This is a genomic window from Paenalcaligenes sp. Me131 (assembly GCF_050487225.1).
GTDB lineage: Bacteria > Pseudomonadota > Gammaproteobacteria > Burkholderiales > Burkholderiaceae_B > Paenalcaligenes.
The window spans coordinates 108,717-127,006 of record NZ_JBKQGY010000004.1 but is presented as its reverse complement, the minus strand read 5'-3'; the positions used below and the strand labels follow the sequence as shown (position 1 = coordinate 127,006).

Sequence of the window (18,290 nt, the reverse complement as noted above, 5' to 3'; positions counted from 1 at the left end):
TACAGTATAGAGGTTAAACCGGAGTAGTGGCGGCTGAACTTCCGTCCTCTGCTGGTTTTGCACCTGAAGCAGGAGGATTCTCATCCGACTTGCCACCTGTATTTTTGTCAGTATAGTCCTTTGGAGGACGTGGTTCACGACCTTGCATGATGTCTTCGATTTGTTCTGCATCGATGGTTTCCCATTCCAACAGAGCATTCGCCATTGCATGCATTTTATCGCTGTTATCTTCGATGAGTTTACGCGCAATGTTGTATTGCTCATCAATGATCTTACGAATTTCTTGGTCAACCTTCTGCATTGTAGCTTCAGACACGTTAGTCGTCTTAGTCACACTGCGACCCAAGAATACTTCGTTTTCGTTTTCAGCGTACACCACAGGACCCAATGAGTCAGTCATACCGTAACGAGTCACGATGTCACGTGCAATTTGTGTCGCACGCTCAAAGTCGTTAGACGCGCCAGTCGTCATCTGATTCATGAAAACTTCTTCAGCAATACGGCCACCAAACAATACAGCGATCATGTTCAGCAAGTGGTTTTTATCCATGCTGTAACGATCTTGTTCTGGCAATTGCATCGTCACACCCAAAGCACGTCCGCGAGGGATGATCGTGACTTTGTGGACCGGATCAGTTTTTGGCAACAGACGTGCTACCAAGGCGTGACCAGATTCGTGGTAAGCCGTGTTACGACGCTCTTCTTCAGGCATGATCATCGTACGACGCTCAGCACCCATGATGATCTTGTCTTTGGCTTTCTCAAAATCTTGCATATCAACGGTACGGCCATTACGGCGTGCCGCGAACAATGCTGCTTCGTTCACCAAGTTAGCCAAGTCAGCACCGGAGAAACCAGGCGTACCACGAGCCAATACTTGTGCATCAACGTTACCGGCCAACGGTACTTTACGCATGTGCACGTGCAAAATTTGCTCACGACCACGGATATCAGGCAAGCCCACAACCACTTGACGGTCAAAACGACCTGGACGCAGCAAGGCTGGATCCAATACGTCAGGACGGTTAGTTGCCGCAATTACCAGTACGCCTTGGCCAGTTTCAAAACCGTCCATTTCAACCAGCAATTGGTTCAGGGTTTGTTCACGTTCGTCGTTACCACCACCCAAACCTGCACCACGCTGACGACCTACCGCATCGATCTCATCAATAAAGATGATGCAAGGAGCGTGTTTCTTGGCGTTTTCAAACATGTCACGCACACGCGCAGCACCCACACCAACAAACATTTCAACGAAGTCAGAACCTGAAATGCTGAAAAACGGTACTTTGGCTTCGCCCGCAATCGCACGAGCCAACAAGGTTTTACCGGTACCAGGTGAACCCACCATCAAAATACCGCGAGGAATACGACCACCCAAACGCTGGAAGCGTGTTGGATCGCGCAAGAAATCTACCAGTTCTTGCACATCTTCTTTAGCTTCATCGCAACCAGCCACGTCAGCAAACGTCACAGGGTTGGTGTTTTCGTCTAGCATGCGGGCACGGGATTTACCGAAGCTGAATGCTCCGCCCTTACCACCGCCCTGCATTTGACGCATAAAGAAGATCCACACCCCAATCAGCAACAGCATTGGGAACCAGGAAATGAAAATGCTAGCCAAGAAAGAAGGCTCTTCGCGCGCTTTCCCAGACACCTGCACCCCAGCCTTCACCAGCTCTGGAACCATCCACAGGTCGCCAGGCGATGTCAGGGTATAGCTGCGCCCCGAATCAGGTGTAACGAACAGGGTATCGCCCTGAATATCCACCTTGCTTACGCGTCCGGCACGGGCATCGTTCATGAATTGTGTATAAGTTACGCCGTCGGTGGCTGCAGGGCGACTGTCAAACTGCTTAAACACAGTAAACAGTACCAATGCAATCACCATCCAGATCGCAACTTTAGAAAATGAGTTGTTCAATGCCAACCTCCTGCTGTGTCTTTAACTGCCCAACGTTATGACTGACATATTGCTGAACAGAAACCGTAAGTCTCATTCTACCCGATAAAAAAGCGTGTAACCCAACTCTAAAGCTTTAAATTACGAGCCACCAAAAAAGTTTCTGATGACTTGTCGCGTGAGGCTTTAGGTTTACGCTCAGCAACATTTAAAAAGTGCTCTTTGAACAGTTTCACGATTTGTGAGAAGCCGCTTCCATGGAAGCTTTTCACAATTAACGCCCCATCGGGACGCAAGTGATTTACAGCAAAGTCTAGAGCAATCTCACAAACGTGGGCGATACGCGCTGCATCAGCGGATGCTACTCCTGATAGATTGGGGGCCATATCAGAAATTACAAGGTCTACTTTTTCACCTTTTAGTGTTTTTTCTAAAGTTTCTAATACCTCATCGTCTCTGAAGTCGCCTTGGATGAATTCCACCCCTTCAATAGGCTCCATTTCCAACAGATCTAATGCGATAATACGGCCATTAATAATGCCACCTGGCCCAACCATGCGCTCACGCGCCACTTGAGACCAACTACCCGGTGTAGACCCTAAGTCCACCACCACGTTGCCAGGTCGCAACAGCTTTTCTGCATCAATCAGCTCCAACAATTTGAAAGCCGCCCGTGCCCTGTAACCCTTTTGTTGCGCCATTTTGACGTAAGGATCATTTATATGCTGTTGCACCCACGCTTTTGAAGTTTTTTTCTTGCCCATTCCCGTACAATCTTGGCTATGCCCACATTAAATATCTCTATCCAACAGCGCAACGATTTACGCGCCGCTGCCCACTCCCTTCGCCCTGTAGTACAGATTGGCGATAAGGGCGTATCGGATGCAGTTTTGAAAGAAATCGACGTGCACTTGAATGCACACCAACTGATTAAAATCCGCGTTGCTGGCGATGACCGTGAAAGCCGTCTTGCCGCCTTCGACACTATTTGCAGTTCCCTTCAGGCCGAACCTATTCACCATATCGGTAAGATTTTAACGATCTACCGACGTAATGTTGAACGCCCTGACCTTTTGGATACGTCCGAACCTGCTACCCGTGCCGTGCGTAAAGGCAATGAGCCTTACACACCTAAAAAACTTGCTGCCGTTGGCGTTACTAAGACTAAGAAGAAACCTTCTAGACAACCGTCCAACCCTGCAAGCCGTGTAGCCACAGCTGATACACAAAGTAGAAAGCGTACACCTAGCAGCCTAAGCAAACCTAGAAAACCTGCTAAACCGTACTGATTTGCTTTTGAAATTATAAAGCCCATGCAACAGTGCATGGGCTTTTTTTATCTACGTCAGTTCTAAGGCCTAACCTTAGATGTACTGAATACGCATGATTTCAAACTCGCGCACACCACCGGGAGCTTGAACTTCAACCACATCGCCTTCGCTTTTACCAATCAAGGCACGAGCAACGGGGCTAGAAATAGAAATGCGTAGCGAGCGGATATCGGCCTCTACATCACCAACAATTTGGTAATTCAGCTGTTCGCCAGAATCCAGATCTTCGATTTGGACGGTGGCACCAAACACTACACGACCATCTGTGTCCAGTTCTGCTGGATTAATGATCTGTGCATTCGATAATGTGCCTTCCAATTCGCGGATGCGGCCTTCAATAAAACCTTGGCGTTCGCGTGCGGCTTCGTACTCGGCATTTTCAGACAAATCCCCCTGAGCACGTGCTTCCGCTATCGCGTTGATAACGTCGGGACGCTCGGTGGTTTTCAATCTGTGCAGTTCTGCCTGCAGGCGCTCTGCGCCCTGCGCTGTCAACGGGATCGCGGACATAGTATTCCTGATAAACAATTAAAAAGCGCCCACATTCTACGGGGGCGCACTCATTACATTTTTCAGGGTTTCGCTACCCTGATCACTGGATTTTTTCGACTGTGACGTGCTGCCAGCACAGGTTCAATAGCCGAAAATAAAGCCCCAAGCTTCTTGGGGCGGTTAGGTACATTGTCGGCAAAAGCACTAGAAATTGCAAGCACTACCGTTACAGGAAAACCCGCAACAAGCCTTATACGGTTTTTTGCCGCTGACCTAAAATAGCCTGCAAAATAATCGCGCCAAAGGTAGCTGTTCCAATACCATCCAGACGAATCATGCCAAAGTCTAAGGAGAAGTTACCCGCACCCAAAACCAAGGTCACGGCAGCCACCAATAAGTTACCGCTATGACTGAAATCCACCTGATTCACTACCCAAATACGGGCACCGGCCACAGCGATCAAACCGAAGACCACCACTGACATACCACCCAGCACAGGACCTGGAATCATTTGAATTACCGCACCAAACTTAGGCGAGAAACCCAAGAACAACGCAATAATGGCTGCAAACACAAACACCAAGGTGGAGTAAATACGGGTAGCCGCCATCACGCCAATATTTTCGGCATATGTCGTCACACCTGTACCACCCAACGAGCCTGACAACATCGTCGCCACACCGTCACCCACAAAGGCACGACCCAAGTACTTGTCCAGATTTTGGCCTGTCATGGCAGACACGGCTTTGATATGGCCTAAGTTCTCGGCAACCAGAATGATGGCCACAGGCACAATCACACTCATGGCCTGCACATCAAACACTGGGGATGAAAAGCTAGGGATACCAAACCACTTGGCATTGCTCACACCGCTCACATCTATAGGCACGCCATAGCCCATGCCGTTGGTGAAAATCGCGTACAGCAAACACGCGACGATCATCCCCACCAGAATCAGCAACCGCTGTACCACACCACGCGTGAATACGGCGACACCACCCACACACATGACCGTCATCAGCGCCATCATGGAATCAAAGGTACCGCTACCCATCGCACTTTTGGCCGCAATGGGCGACAAGTTCAAACCAATCACCGCAACGATGGAACCCGTCACTACAGGTGGCATCATGCGGTTGATGATGGCTGCTGCACGACCGGCTTTGTAATCCATGGCCCATACCAATGCCCCAATCAGGGTATAAGCTAGACCACACATGATGATAGCGCCCAGAGCCACGCCTATGTTTGCGTTGGGGCCCACACCAGCATAACCAGTGACGGCAATCACACCACCAATGAACGCGAAGCTGGAACCCAGATAGCTAGGAACTCTACCGCCCACGAACACAAAGAAAATTAATGTACCGATCCCTGACATCAGGATGGCCAAGTTGGGATCAAAACCCATTAACAAGGGAGCCAGAATGGTAGAACCAAACATCGCTACCACGTGCTGAGCAGCCATCGCCACGCTTTGCGGTCCTGGCAAGCATTCATCAGGCTGTACTACCCCATCCGCTTGTACGCGAGACACGCGCTTCCAGCGGGGAAAATAAGAATCAGACATAGGGAAAAGAAGAAAAGAGTCGCTAACTGAGGCGAAAGTTTAAGACTGGGCTACAATCCGAGCAAGCAGTATTCATGGCACAACAAGGACTTATGAACAAAAGCATGTAACATGCAACACTATTCTCAGTTCTTGGTATAAACCATAATCAAATTTTCATTGAGAATAGGCTTACAATAGAATTTACGTTCAACGCTGCCCTAGGCAGTGTTATGCGTTTACTACAACAATAAAAAGCCACCGCCTGCCCAGCGGTTATCGTTCCAAGGTTGGCGCAACAGCCTTAGAACACTATAAAAACCCCGCCTTGGCGGGGTTTATTTTTATCTATAGCTCGGGTTATTAACCCACATCATCCAACGCATTGTCAGAAATATGTGAGGCCTGCCCCCAGCATTGCACCGTCCAGTCGTAACCCGATGCGCTTGTGCTCACACTGAAATGGTTAATGCTGGTGTTCAAAATAGTTTGTGTACGGGGCGCGAACAAATCCACCTGCAACAACCTGCGCCACACCATATCAATCACACCACCGTGCGCAAACACCGCTAGCTTCTGGCCTGGGTATTTATCGGCCAACTGCTCTACGGCCGCTAACACGCGTTGCTGAAAGGTTTGTATAGACTCCCCACCCTCAGGTGCGAGATCGGCACTATCACCGGGTTGGTCGGGCACGCGGCCACCAAAGCTATCCCAGCTACGACCCTCAAGTACACCAAAGCCTCGCTCACGCAGGCCTTTATCTAGCACCACACCCAAACCTGTATGAGCACACGCAATCGCTGCGGTTTGCGCAGCACGTTGCAGGTCGCTACTCACCACCTGATCAAACTGCACGTCAAACCTGTCTGACGCTAAGAAATTAGCCAGATTATGGGCTTGCTGCTCACCCACTTCATTTAGAGGAATATCTTGCCAGCCTTGCAAACGACGATCTGCATTCCATGCGGTTTCGCCGTGCCTTATCAACCAAATATGTGTACTAGTCATGACTACTCATGTTGTAGAGGCACCATCTAAGTGCCAGATACGCTGTAGCATGGAGATCAACGCCACCGTTAGGGGTGACTCCACGCTTTCCAGTGGGGTAATAAACCCCAACGACGCTTCCATTTTAACGTTACCCCAGATCGTAAAGTGACCTTGTCGCACACCTTGCAAGGCTACCTCCTCGCGCAACAATGCACATCCGGAACCAGCACGCACCAAAGCATCCATTTGCGCCTGATCATCACTGTGCAAAATAATTCTGGGGGTTAGGGCTCGTTTTTCAAAGACTTCACGCAATAGCAAATGCGTATGGCTACCTAAAGAGCCATCTAGCCACGGCAGCGCGGCCACTTCCGACCATCCACCTAGACTGACTTCTTGTGCCATTTTATTGGGCAACACCAGTCGGTAGCTGATACTACGTAAGGGCAGCCAGTTTACGTCTCTAGGCGGATACACCGAAATACTGAACGCTGCCGTCAGCCTACTGGTGCTGACGTACTCTTCCAGCTGCATCGCCGGCATGATCTGCGTTTGCAGTTCAATAAGAGGAAGCTGGGTAGAGATTTTATTGACCAGCTCACCCAAACGCAAAAAGTCTAAGTGCTCACTGGGCAGCCCTAAAGAAATCACACCATTCAACTCACCTTGTAGTTGTTTGGCTTCGGATTTCAGTTGTCTGGACTGCACCAGTAGCTGCTCTGCGGTGGCAAGTAAGCGTTCGCCTGCTTTGGACAAGCTCATGCGCCCTGCTGCCCGCTCAAAAAGACTCACCCCTAAGCTCTGTTCCAGAGCTTTGACCTGCGTAGTCACCGCAGGCTGAGTCAGATTCAGGGCTTCTGCTGCTCGCGTCACGTTACCTAGACGCGCGACCGTCACAAAAGCCCTGATTTGATGAATTTCCATCGATCGGGTTAGACGGGAAGCAAACGAATCTGTGCGGGTTCCACCCCAACTGCCACAGGAGCGCCAGGCATTAACAAGGAAGAACCCGCGTAGTGCGCCTGATCGGCCACGATAATTTGATCACCTGCATCAATTTCGTAACGCGTGAACTCACCCAAAAACTCGCTGCGGGCCACTTTGCCAGGAATCCACAGATAACGTGCATCCATTTTGCCCATGTTGCCGCTTTCCAGTTGCACGGTATGCGGACGGAAGCTCAAGGCCATGCTATTGCCTTCGGGTACGTCTGGTGTCAGAGGCATATTCACATCGCCTATACCTTCTACATGCAGCGTGATGGACGAGGCTGAGCGCTCTTTCACCGCACCGTTTAACACGTTCATGGTACCCACGAAGTTCGCGACAAAACGATTGCACGGGAAGTCGTACAAGGTTGCTGGCGCACCCACTTGCTGCACCACACCTTGATCCATAACGGCCATACGGTCAGCCGTGGTCATGGCTTCTTCTTGGTCGTGTGTCACAAAAATGGTAGTGATACCCAAACGACGCTGCAACGACAGCAAGTCTTGGCGCATCTGTACACGCAACTTTTGATCCAAGTTAGACAACGGCTCGTCTAGCAGCAGTACTTGTGGCTCAATCACCGTCGTACGGGCCAACGCCACACGCTGTTGCTGACCACCTGACAACTGGTTAGGTCTACGTTTGGCAAAATCAGCCAAACCTACCAACTCTAGAGCAGCCGCCACTTTGTCGCGCACTTCAGCACGCGGCAACTTACGCTCTACCAGACCAAAGGCAACGTTATCCCACACGGTCATGTGTGGCCACAACGCATAGCTCTGGAACACCATACCGATGTTGCGCTTGTGCGGAGGCATATTGCCAATGTCTTTACCATCAATTAGCAACTGGCCTGAGTTGTGCTGATTAAAACCAGCAATCAGACGCAGCAGCGTGGATTTCCCTGAACCGGATGGGCCTAGCAAGGCAAAGAACTCGCCGGGCTCAATCGTTAAATTGATGTCCTTCAGTACTTCATTTTTACCGTAGGCAAGCCGGATGTTACGGCATTCAACACTTACTTTCTTCATGGCTATTCCTGATCCACCTTACCTGGGCGCTGACGCGCGGACGTACGTTCAACGATGACATGGGAAATATAGGTACCGACTGCCACCGCAACCACTGCCAATACCCCTAACGCTGCACCGGGCCCACGGCCTGATGCACTTTGCATATACAGATAAATACCGTAGCTCATGGGAGCGTCGCTGTCGCGTGTCACCAGCATGATGGTGGCAGATAACTCCACCGCTGCGGTAATAAAACTTGTCACAAAACCGGCCAAAATACCGCCACCCATCAGCGGAATCACTACCCGCCTAATGGTATTGAAGCGATTCGCACCGACTGATGCGGCAGCCTCTTCTAACGAGACACTAATTTGCTGCAAGGCGGCCACGCACGATCGTAACGCGTACGGTAATCGCCGCACCGCGTAGGCAATCATGATGAGCAGCCACGTCGAGGTCAGCCCCACTTCAGTAAAGGGTAAGTTCACATCCCTAAAGGTACGCATAAACCCAATGGCCAACACAATACCGGGTACGGCCAACGCCGCAGACGCAATCCAGTCCATAAACTGACGCCCCGGTATTTTGGTGCGCAACATAATGTAGGCAATCGCCGTACCCAAGACCACATCCACACCCGCTGCGATACCGCAGTACAACAAGGTGTTTTTAATCATGCCTTGCGACTCTTGGAATACCGCCGTGTAGTGCGCCAAGGTATACCCATCAGGTAACGGCGCGTAGCTCCATACGGTCGCCAATGACAGCAGCAACACACCGATGTGCGGTGATAGCACCAGCAGCAATACCAAGGCAATCCAGATGTACGCCAGCCACGCCTGAGGCTTGGTCAAACGACGTTGCTGTATAGACGAGCCGCCTTTCTGGATGGTGGAGTAATCACGACCTTTCAATGCCGAGGCCGACAACCACAATGCCAAAATAGAGAAACCAATCATCAGCACACTGATGACATAACCCAGCGGATCATCAATACCCACTTGGGTAATACGCAAGTACGCCTGAGGCGCCAGCATATTGGTAATACCCAGCACCAGTGGTGTACCTAGGTCATCAAACACCTTCACAAACACCAACGATGCACCAGCAATGTAGCCTGGCAACGCCAATGGGAAAATGATGCGACGGAACAAGCGCCAGCCTTTGGAACCCAAGTTCACCGCCGCTTCTTCCATTGCGCCATCAATGTTGCGCAGAGCAACGGTCAGGTTCATCAGAATGAAGGGGAAATAATGCAGCGCTTCAACAAAAATAATACCGTTTAAGCCATCCATAATAGGCAGCGTGATACCAAACCAGTCGTCTAGCATCAGGTTCAACGAACCCGAACGGCCAAACAACAGTTGCATCGCAACCGCGCCCACGAATGGCGGCATGATCAACGGCAAAATACCCAGTGTCTGAATAATCAGCGCACCACGAAACTGGAATCGAATCGTCAAATACGCCAAAGGAATGGCGATCAACGACGCGAACACCGTGGACATAAAGGCCACGTATAAGCTGTTCATGAACGATTCTTTAAGCAGGGTTTGGTGGAAAAAAGCACCAAAGTGACCCAGCGTAAAGCCACCGTCAGCATCTAAAAATGCTGTGTAGAACACGTTCCCTACAGGAACAACCAGAAAGAATACTAAAAAGGACAACACCACAAGGGCGGCCATGATTAGTCCTACTGGATAGCGGGAAGAAAAAGAATGCGCCATGAATACACCGCGACAAGACTGCTCACATCGCGTCAGTAATAAAAAACAATAAGACCCACTCTTCCGGCTAGAAGAGTGGGTGTGTCACATCTACGCCTTATAAAGACGCAGCTTGGTTTGCCAGTTCAACAGCTTTCTCATAGTTAGCTTTGGCCTGACTATTCCAGTCGCCTTGCAACTTAGACAGTTGTTGGCTGATCTGTGTGTCTTTTTTATCGCCTGCAAACAAATCAATCAATGCTTGGTCTTGCACTTGTTCAGCACTGATCAATGGCGCCCATGCCAATTTCTTAGCCTCAGCCAACAACTCAGCCGCTTGACCTTGTGGGTTAGCGCCTAGTTTGGCTTCAGCATCGATAATGGCTTTGCTGGCTGCTTGCAGTTCTTTGTGGCGGAAGGTGATTGTCTGATCAAACAAATTTTGAACAATGTAGTAGCGCTGTTGGGACAGATCTACGTCAAAGTTCACTTTACTGCGCTCTACAATTTCCAGAGGATTAGGGTAATTCTCTGGAATGTTATCCAACTGCTCGTATGGCAACACCGGCAAACGAGAAATTTGTGGTGCCAACAGCAATTCTTGGCCTTCTTTGCTCAACGAGAACTCGATGAACTTTTTGCCTTCTTCTGTATTGGATGCACCAGCAATCAAACCAATGTTGGCTGGCACAATCGCGGTTTCATCTGGGTAAACGAATTCCACAGGGAAATTCGAGTACTTGCTAGACAAACCAAAGAAGTCGATCACAGGACCTGCACCAAACTGGCCGTTATTCACGCCATCTGGCACACCAAAGGAGCGGTCTGTGAGGGCGGCACTGTTACCGGACATACGTAGCAGTGTTTCCCACCCTTTTTCCCAACCCTCGCCCTGCAGAATAGTTTCTACGGTCAAGTGAGTAGTACCCGAACGTGAAGGCGATGTCAGGCCTACGTTGTTAAACCACTCGGGACGTAGTAAGTCTTCCCATGTTTTTGGCTCTGGCAGTTTTTTCGCTTTCACCAAACGAGTGTTGTACATAATCCCGTAGCCCGCCAAGGCTTGGCCCAGGAACATGCCATTAGGATCATTAATAGGGAAGCTACCAATCGTTGCAGGCACCGCTGGGTTAGCGATGTCAGACACGTTTTCTAGCAACTGCGCTTGGGACAACACTTCGAACGCATCAGGTGCACTCGCCCAGAAAATTTCAGGGCGTTTGCCTTCAGGTGTTTCACGTACGTAAGCAATACCGGAAACTGTATTTTTATTCAGAATCTCCAGTTTGATATCCGGATTCGCTTTTTCGAAAGCCGATTTATACGCTTGAGTCAGCTCTTTGGGGAAAGAGGTAATGACTGTCACGGTTCCAGCCAAAGCCGGACCAGTGGCCGCCAACATCAGAGCAGCCAACAAGGGTTTGCAGCGTAGCTTCATTGCGGTAGTCTCCCTGTAAAAATACCGAGCCTAGAGTTAGGTTAGACAGCAAGATAGGGAATGCTAGGCACTACGTCCAATAAAAATATTTGATACTAGCTATAAAAAAACAAGAAATACTTTATAGAACAACAGCTTAAGCACCATACCCAGAATAACCCTGAGTAGCCCTATTAGCGTTATTTCCTGCAACCAGATTTTATTATTGATGAATGAGGTATCTGGTCCTGCACGTACTCTATCCCCTACTTGAAACGTCGCTCTGCATTTATTTCAAGGGACATACACCTAAAGGTAGCATGAAAAAACCAGCCAGACCCATAACGGATCTGGCTGGTTTTGTTACTACTTTATACGGCTTGGTTACCCTATTACAGGCTGTGCATTTCCTGCAAGGAGTACACACGCAGGCCTTCGCCATGACGCATGTACTGCAAACCTTCAACCGCTGCTACCGCACCCGCAATCGTGGTGTAGTAAGCCAAGTTAGCCGCCAACGCATGAGTACGGATAGTACGTGAGTCCGCAATCGCATTACGACGCTCTTCTACTGTGTTGATGACCAAAGCGATTTCGCCATTTTTGACCATGTCCACAATGTGAGGTCTGCCTTCTGTGACTTTGTTCACTACTTTCACTTCTAGGCCAGCTTCGCTGATTGCCGCTGCTGTACCACGTGTAGCCACAACGCTAAAGCCCAGAGAGATCAAACCACGCGCCACTGCTACAGCACGTTTTTTGTCTGCATCACGTACGCTCAGGAATGCCTGACCGGACTCTGGCAATTTCACGCTAGCAGCCATTTGTGATTTCACAAATGCTTCGGCAAAGCTGCGGCCCACACCCATGACTTCACCGGTAGACTTCATTTCTGGTCCCAGAATGGTGTCTACGCCAGGGAATTTCACGAATGGGAACACGGCTTCTTTTACCGCGAAGTAGCCTTCTTTTGCTGGCGCGTCCAAGCACAAGTCTGCCAGCATTTCGCCAGCCATCACACGAGCAGCCAGTTTTGCCAACTGCAAGCCTGTAGCTTTGGATACGAACGGCACGGTACGAGAGGCACGTGGGTTCACTTCCAGCACGTACACATCGCCATCTTGAATCGCGAACTGTACGTTCATCAAACCTTTTACGTTCAGGGCTTTAGCCATCAACGCTGTTTGACGACGGATTTCCTCAACCACTTCGTTGGACAACGAGTATGGAGGCAGACTGCATGCGGAGTCACCAGAGTGCACACCCGCTTGCTCGATGTGCTCCATTACACCGCCCACAAACACGTCTACGCCATCGCACAAGCAATCCACGTCTACTTCGGTAGCGTTGTTCAGAAAGTGATCCAGCAACACTGGGGAATCGTTGGAGACTTTAACCGCTTCGCGCATGTAGCGTTCAAGGTCAGTTTGCTCGTGGACGATTTCCATCGCGCGGCCACCCAGCACGTAGCTAGGACGTACCACCAGTGGGTAACCAATTTCACCCGCCATTGCAATCGCTTCGCTTTCTGTACGAGCGGTGCGGTTTGGTGGCTGACGCAGACCCAGTTTGGTCAACAGTTTTTGGAAACGCTCACGGTCTTCGGCGATATCGATGGATTCTGGGCTAGTACCAATAATAGGTACACCGTTAGCTTCCAAAGCACGTGCCAATTTCAATGGTGTTTGACCACCATACTGAACAATAGTACCTACCGGTTTTTCGATGTGTACGATTTCCAGCACGTCTTCCAGAGTCAGTGGCTCGAAGTACAGACGATCCGATGTATCGAAGTCTGTAGACACTGTTTCTGGGTTGCAGTTGATCATGATGGTTTCGTAACCCTGCTCACGCAATGCCGTAGCGGCGTGCACGCAGCAGTAGTCAAACTCGATACCTTGACCAATACGGTTAGGGCCACCACCCAGAACAATGATTTTCTGGCGATCAGTAGGCTGAGACTCACACTCTTCTTCGTACGTGGAGTACATGTACGCTGTGTTAGTAGCAAACTCTGCAGCGCAGGTGTCTACACGCTTGAACACAGGACGAACATTCAGCTGGTGACGTGTTTTACGTACTTCGGACTCTGCTGTATCCAGCAAGAAGGCCAAACGACGATCGGAGAAACCACGACGTTTCAAACCGAACAAGGTGTCACGATCCAAATCGGCCAATGTTTTTTGTTCCAGCGCCAATTCGATATCCACGATATCTTTGATTTGCGCCAAGAACCATGGGTCGATCTTGGTGATGTTGTGTACTTCTTCCAAGCTCCAGCCTTGGGCAAAGGCATCGCCCACGTACCAGATACGCTCAGGACCAGGCTCACCCAACTCGATCTGCAATTTTTCGCGATCGGTAGTCATTTGGTTCAGACCATCCACGCCTACTTCCAAACCGCGCAGGGCTTTCTGGAAGGACTCTTGGAAGGTACGACCCATCGCCATCACTTCCCCTACAGATTTCATCTGTGTGGTCAGACGGGAGTCAGCTTGAGGGAATTTCTCAAAGGCAAAACGAGGAACCTTAGTGACTACGTAGTCAATAGTAGGCTCGAACGAAGCAGGAGTCAGACCGCCTGTGATTTCGTTTTTCAACTCGTCCAGTGTGTAACCTACGGCCAAACGTGCTGCGATTTTAGCGATAGGGAAACCGGTTGCTTTGGAAGCCAAGGCAGAAGAACGGGACACACGTGGGTTCATCTCAATAACGATCATACGGCCGTTATCTGGGTTCACCGCAAACTGTACGTTGGAACCACCTGTTTCCACGCCGATTTCACGCAATACAGCAATAGAAGCATTACGCATCAATTGGTATTCGCGATCGGTCAGTGTTTGAGCTGGAGCCACAGTGATGGAGTCACCAGTGTGCACGCCCATTGGGTCCAAGTTCTCGATAGAGCACACGATAATGCAGTTGTCTGCTTTATCACGCACCACTTCCATTTCGAACTCTTTCCAACCCAACAAGGATTCTTCGATCAGCAACTCTTTAGTTGGCGAAGCTTCCAAGCCGCGGCGGCAGATAGTTTCGAACTCTTCGTGGTTATAAGCGATACCGCCGCCCGTTCCACCCAAGGTGAAGCTAGGACGAATTACCACTGGGAAGCCGGATGTACCAACTTCAGCAGCAATTTGACGTTGCACATCCCATGCTTCTTCCATGGAGTGGGCTACGCCAGATTTAGCTGACTCCAAACCAATGGAAGTCATCGCCTCTTTAAACTTCTGACGATCTTCTGCTTTGTCGATCGCTGCAGCGTTGGCACCGATCATTTCGACGTTGTACTTTTCCAAGATACCGCGCTCTGCCAATTGCAAAGCACAGTTCAAGGCAGTTTGACCACCCATGGTTGGCAGCAAAGCATCTGGGCGCTCACGCTCGATGATTTTCTCTACTACTTCACATGTAATGGGCTCAATGTACGTGACGTCTGCAGTAGCAGGGTCAGTCATGATGGTGGCGGGGTTACTGTTGACCAGAATCGTGCGGTAACCTTCGGCTTTCAGGGCTTTACACGCCTGAGCACCGGAGTAGTCGAACTCACACGCCTGACCAATAATGATAGGACCGGCACCAATAATAAGAATACTTTTTATGTCTGTACGCTTTGGCATAATACTTTTTCGTCTGCTAGGCGGATCAGGCCTGTTTTTCCATCAGGTTGATGAAGGTATCAAACAAGGCGGCGATATCACGTGGACCTGGAGTGGCTTCAGGGTGACCCTGGAAACCAAATGCGGGACGATCTGTCAGCTCGAAGCCTTGCAATGTGCCATCAAACAACGAAATATGAGTAACCTTGGCTGTGGCAGGCAACGTGTTGGCGTCTACCGCAAAACCATGGTTCTGGCTGGTGATAAACACACGACCTGATGCAACTTCTTGCACAGGGTGGTTCGCACCGTGGTGGCCAGTTTTCATTTTCACAGTTTGGCCACCTACAGCCAAGCCCAGAATCTGATGACCCAAGCAAATACCAAAAACAGGTACTTTGGCTTCTAAAACAGCTTTAGTTGCTTCGATCGCGTAGCTACACGCCTCTGGGTCACCAGGACCGTTAGACAAGAACACACCATCAGGCTGTGTAGCCAAGATGTCGGCGACCGGTGTTTGCGCGGGGTATACAGTGATATCGCAACCACGGTCTGCCATCAGACGCAAAATATTGGCCTTCACACCAAAGTCATACACTGCCACTTTGAAGCGACCCAGTTCTGGGGATGTGAAACCACCACCCAAAGCCCAGGAACCTTGTGTCCAACCACCTGGTTGGCGCACGGAAACTTCTTTAGCCAAATCTTGACCAACCATTCCCACAAAAGAACGGGCCAGTTGAATGGCCCGTTCGGCGTCATCGCCAACTAAGATACATGCGCCTTGAGCGCCTGTTTCTCTAAGTATGCGAGTCAGCTTACGGGTATCAACCCCAGCGATCGCCACAATGCCCTCTTTCTTGAGGTATTCTGGCAACGATTGTTCTGAACGGAAATTGGAAACCTTCAACGCACAATCACGCACCACCAAACCGGCAGCTTGAACGCCTGCAGACTCAGAGTCTTCAGCATTAATGCCTGTATTACCAATATGTGGATAAGTGAGAGAAACGATCTGACCCCTGTAGCTGGGATCGGTGAGGATTTCCTGATAGCCAGTCATGGCTGTATTGAAGACTATTTCGGCAACTGTGTGGCCTTCTGCCCCGATAGAGATACCTTTAAATACCGTACCATCGGAAAGGGCCAGGATTGCAGTTGATGTAGCATGAGACTCTTCAGGAAAGAGAGACGGCAGCACGTTTAAACCCCGGATTTTAAATTTACAAATAAACCTTCCAATTATACGCTGACTTCGGCCTTCACATAAAGGACTACGAAAATCAGACGTTTATATTCCACGCTTTTTCAGAAAATAGCTTACAGTATGTGGCTTGTATCTGACCCGTAGTTGATGTGATAAGGCAGTAGACCATGACCACCTTGCTTGAATCTTTACGGCAACACACCACCGTTGTGGCCGATACCGGCGATTTTGAAGCCATGAAGGCCTTCAGGCCCACTGACGCGACCACCAACCCGTCGCTGATTCTAAAAGCCGTACAACAGGAACAATATCGTTACCTGCTGGAAAAAACCGTGAAGGCCGCACCACAAGCCAGTATTACTGAGCTATGCGATCGCCTGTTAGTCGCATTTGGCAGCGCCATTCTCGATATAGTACCAGGCCGCGTTTCTACCGAAGTAGACGCCCGCTTGTCGTTTGATAGCCAAGCCAGCATTGAGCGCGCCCGTACGATTATTGAGCTTTATGAAGCCGCCGGCATTTCCCGTGAGCGTGTGCTGATTAAATTAGCCGCCACGTGGGAAGGCATACAAGCTGCTCGCCAGTTGGAATCCGAAGGCATACATTGCAACCTGACCTTGTTGTTTTCGCTGACACAGGCAGTAGCCTGCGCGCACGCCAACGTCACCCTGATTTCACCCTTTGTTGGGCGTATTTACGACTGGTACAAGAAAAGTGCGGGCAGCAGTTGGGACGAAGCCGCTAACGCTGGCGTGAATGATCCCGGTGTGAAGTCAGTGCGCAAGATTTTCAATTACTACAAAACCTATGGCATCAAGACCGAGATCATGGGGGCGAGTTTTAGAAATATTGGTCAGATCCAAGCACTGAGTGGCTGCGATCTACTCACTATTAGCCCTGCTCTTTTGGCTGAACTGCAAGAAAAAACCGGCGAAGTGCCGCTGCAGCTAGACCCTGAGTACGCCAAAGATGTGGCGCCTGAATGGCGTGCTAATAATGAAATCAATTTCCGCACACGTCTGAACGACAATGCGATGGCCACAGAAAAACTGGCCGAAGGTATCAGACTATTTACCGCTGATGCGCTGACTCTGGATCAATTGATCACTCAGGTCAAAACCCAGCAAGCCTAATGGCGACGCGGGAGCGTTAGGTTTCCCTACGCTCCTGCAATGCCCATGCCATCGTACTGGCATCTACATATTCCAACTCACTTCCTGCAGGCACACCTCTGGCCAACCGCGTCACACGCTTACCGCGCTGACGTAGTAACTCCGCCAAATAGTGCGCCGTGGTGTCACCTTCTGCGGTGAAGTTAGTCGCTAGAATAATTTCCTGCACCTCATCCCCACTGGCTCGTTGCAGCAATCTATCGAATTGCAGTTCGTTTGGGCCTATACCTTCTATGGGGGCAAGCCTGCCCATCAGCACGTAATACAGCCCTTGATAACCATGGCTGGACTCAACGGTGTTCTGATCAGCAGGGGTTTCCACAATGCACAACAACGATCTATCGCGCTGCGCGTTGTCACACAAGGAGCACACCACGGTCTCACTAAAGCTATTGCACTGTTCACAATGCTTCAATGATTGGGTGGCTCTATCTAGTGCCTGCCCCAACACCACCGCACCCGACAAATCGTGCTGCAGCAGGTGATACGCCATACGACGCGCGGTACGCTCACCCACACTGGGCAAGCGTCGCAACGCATCAATCAGCGCCCGTAGTGGTTCGGGTTCAGGTAATACCGGTGTGGACATTAGAACGGCAAGGACATGCCTGGAGGCAATGGCAAACCGGCTGTCACAGAAGACATTTTCTCTTGGGAAGTGGCTTCAGCTTTACGCAGTGCGTCGTTCATCGCTGCAGCAACCAAGTCTTCCAACATGTCTTTGTCATCTTCCAACAAGCTAGGATCAATAGTGATGCGACGCACATCATTGCGACATGTCATCACCACTTTCACCAGACCACCGCCTGCTGCACCTTCTACTTCGATGCTAGCCAAGGCTTCTTGGGCTTTCTTCATGTTTTCTTGCATTTGCTGCGCTTGACGCATCAACCCAGCGATCTGTCCTTTCATCAT

The 18,290-nt window shown here is 50.2% G+C and carries 15 protein-coding genes; 2 read left to right on the top strand and 13 right to left on the bottom strand.

Annotated elements, in window-relative coordinates; genetic code table 11:
• Nucleotides 1-13 precede the first annotated feature (13 nt).
• Complete coding sequence (ftsH, locus tag ACLPHM_RS15585; protein ID WP_430222127.1) at nt 14-1,924, bottom strand: ATP-dependent zinc metalloprotease FtsH; 1,911 nt, start codon at nt 1,922-1,924, stop codon at nt 14-16.
• A 107-nt stretch (nt 1,925-2,031) separates the two neighbouring features.
• Complete coding sequence (locus tag ACLPHM_RS15580) at nt 2,032-2,667, bottom strand: RlmE family RNA methyltransferase (protein WP_135863952.1); 636 nt, start codon at nt 2,665-2,667, stop codon at nt 2,032-2,034.
• A gap of 18 nt (nt 2,668-2,685) precedes the next feature.
• Here ACLPHM_RS15580 and ACLPHM_RS15575 point away from each other — a divergent pair, with 18 nt between their 5' ends.
• Complete coding sequence (locus ACLPHM_RS15575) at nt 2,686-3,192, top strand: YhbY family RNA-binding protein (protein ID WP_430222126.1); 507 nt, start codon at nt 2,686-2,688, stop codon at nt 3,190-3,192.
• Between the two features lie 75 nt (nt 3,193-3,267).
• Here the strand turns inward: ACLPHM_RS15575 and greA are convergent, their stop codons facing one another.
• From greA to carA, 9 genes are all read right to left on the bottom strand, one after another.
• Complete coding sequence (gene greA / locus ACLPHM_RS15570; protein ID WP_430222125.1) at nt 3,268-3,744, bottom strand: transcription elongation factor GreA; 477 nt, start codon at nt 3,742-3,744, stop codon at nt 3,268-3,270.
• Between the two features lie 232 nt (nt 3,745-3,976).
• On the bottom strand, nt 3,977-5,296 hold the full coding sequence (locus ACLPHM_RS15565) for a solute carrier family 23 protein (RefSeq protein WP_430222124.1): 1,320 nt from the start codon (nt 5,294-5,296) through the stop codon (nt 3,977-3,979).
• A gap of 342 nt (nt 5,297-5,638) precedes the next feature.
• Nucleotides 5,639-6,286 carry a histidine phosphatase family protein gene (locus tag ACLPHM_RS15560; protein WP_430222123.1) on the bottom strand — a complete coding sequence of 216 codons (648 nt, stop codon included), beginning with the start codon at nt 6,284-6,286 and terminating at the stop codon, nt 5,639-5,641.
• Nucleotides 6,287-6,292: 6 nt separating this feature from the next.
• Nucleotides 6,293-7,192: a LysR family transcriptional regulator gene (locus ACLPHM_RS15555; RefSeq protein ID WP_430222122.1), complete on the bottom strand. Its 900-nt coding sequence runs from the start codon at nt 7,190-7,192 to the stop codon at nt 6,293-6,295.
• 8 nt (nt 7,193-7,200) lie between these two features.
• Entirely contained in the window at nt 7,201-8,289 is a 1,089-nt protein-coding gene (locus tag ACLPHM_RS15550) for an ABC transporter ATP-binding protein (protein ID WP_430222121.1), read from the bottom strand.
• Nucleotides 8,290-8,291: 2 nt separating this feature from the next.
• Nucleotides 8,292-9,998, bottom strand: a complete 1,707-nt coding sequence (locus tag ACLPHM_RS15545; protein ID WP_430222120.1) for an ABC transporter permease — start codon at nt 9,996-9,998, stop codon at nt 8,292-8,294.
• Nucleotides 9,999-10,095: 97 nt separating this feature from the next.
• Nucleotides 10,096-11,415 (bottom strand): ABC transporter substrate-binding protein, encoded by a 1,320-nt coding sequence (locus ACLPHM_RS15540; protein ID WP_430222119.1) that lies wholly within the window; start codon nt 11,413-11,415, stop codon nt 10,096-10,098.
• 371 nt (nt 11,416-11,786) lie between these two features.
• Entirely contained in the window at nt 11,787-15,017 is a 3,231-nt protein-coding gene (carB, locus tag ACLPHM_RS15535) for a carbamoyl-phosphate synthase large subunit (RefSeq protein WP_430222118.1), read from the bottom strand.
• 25 nt (nt 15,018-15,042) lie between these two features.
• On the bottom strand, nt 15,043-16,197 hold the full coding sequence (carA, locus tag ACLPHM_RS15530) for a glutamine-hydrolyzing carbamoyl-phosphate synthase small subunit (RefSeq protein ID WP_430222117.1): 1,155 nt from the start codon (nt 16,195-16,197) through the stop codon (nt 15,043-15,045).
• A 173-nt stretch (nt 16,198-16,370) separates the two neighbouring features.
• On the opposite strand from carA, the gene tal reads away from it, so the two are divergent.
• On the top strand, nt 16,371-17,336 hold the full coding sequence (gene tal / locus ACLPHM_RS15525; protein WP_430222116.1) for a transaldolase: 966 nt from the start codon (nt 16,371-16,373) through the stop codon (nt 17,334-17,336).
• A gap of 16 nt (nt 17,337-17,352) precedes the next feature.
• On the opposite strand, the gene recR is transcribed toward tal, so the two are convergent.
• On the bottom strand, nt 17,353-17,964 hold the full coding sequence (gene recR / locus ACLPHM_RS15520; protein ID WP_430222115.1) for a recombination mediator RecR: 612 nt from the start codon (nt 17,962-17,964) through the stop codon (nt 17,353-17,355).
• Nucleotides 17,964-18,290: a YbaB/EbfC family nucleoid-associated protein gene (locus ACLPHM_RS15515; protein ID WP_135866171.1), complete on the bottom strand. Its 327-nt coding sequence runs from the start codon at nt 18,288-18,290 to the stop codon at nt 17,964-17,966. Before ACLPHM_RS15515 ends, recR begins: the two co-directional genes overlap by 1 nt.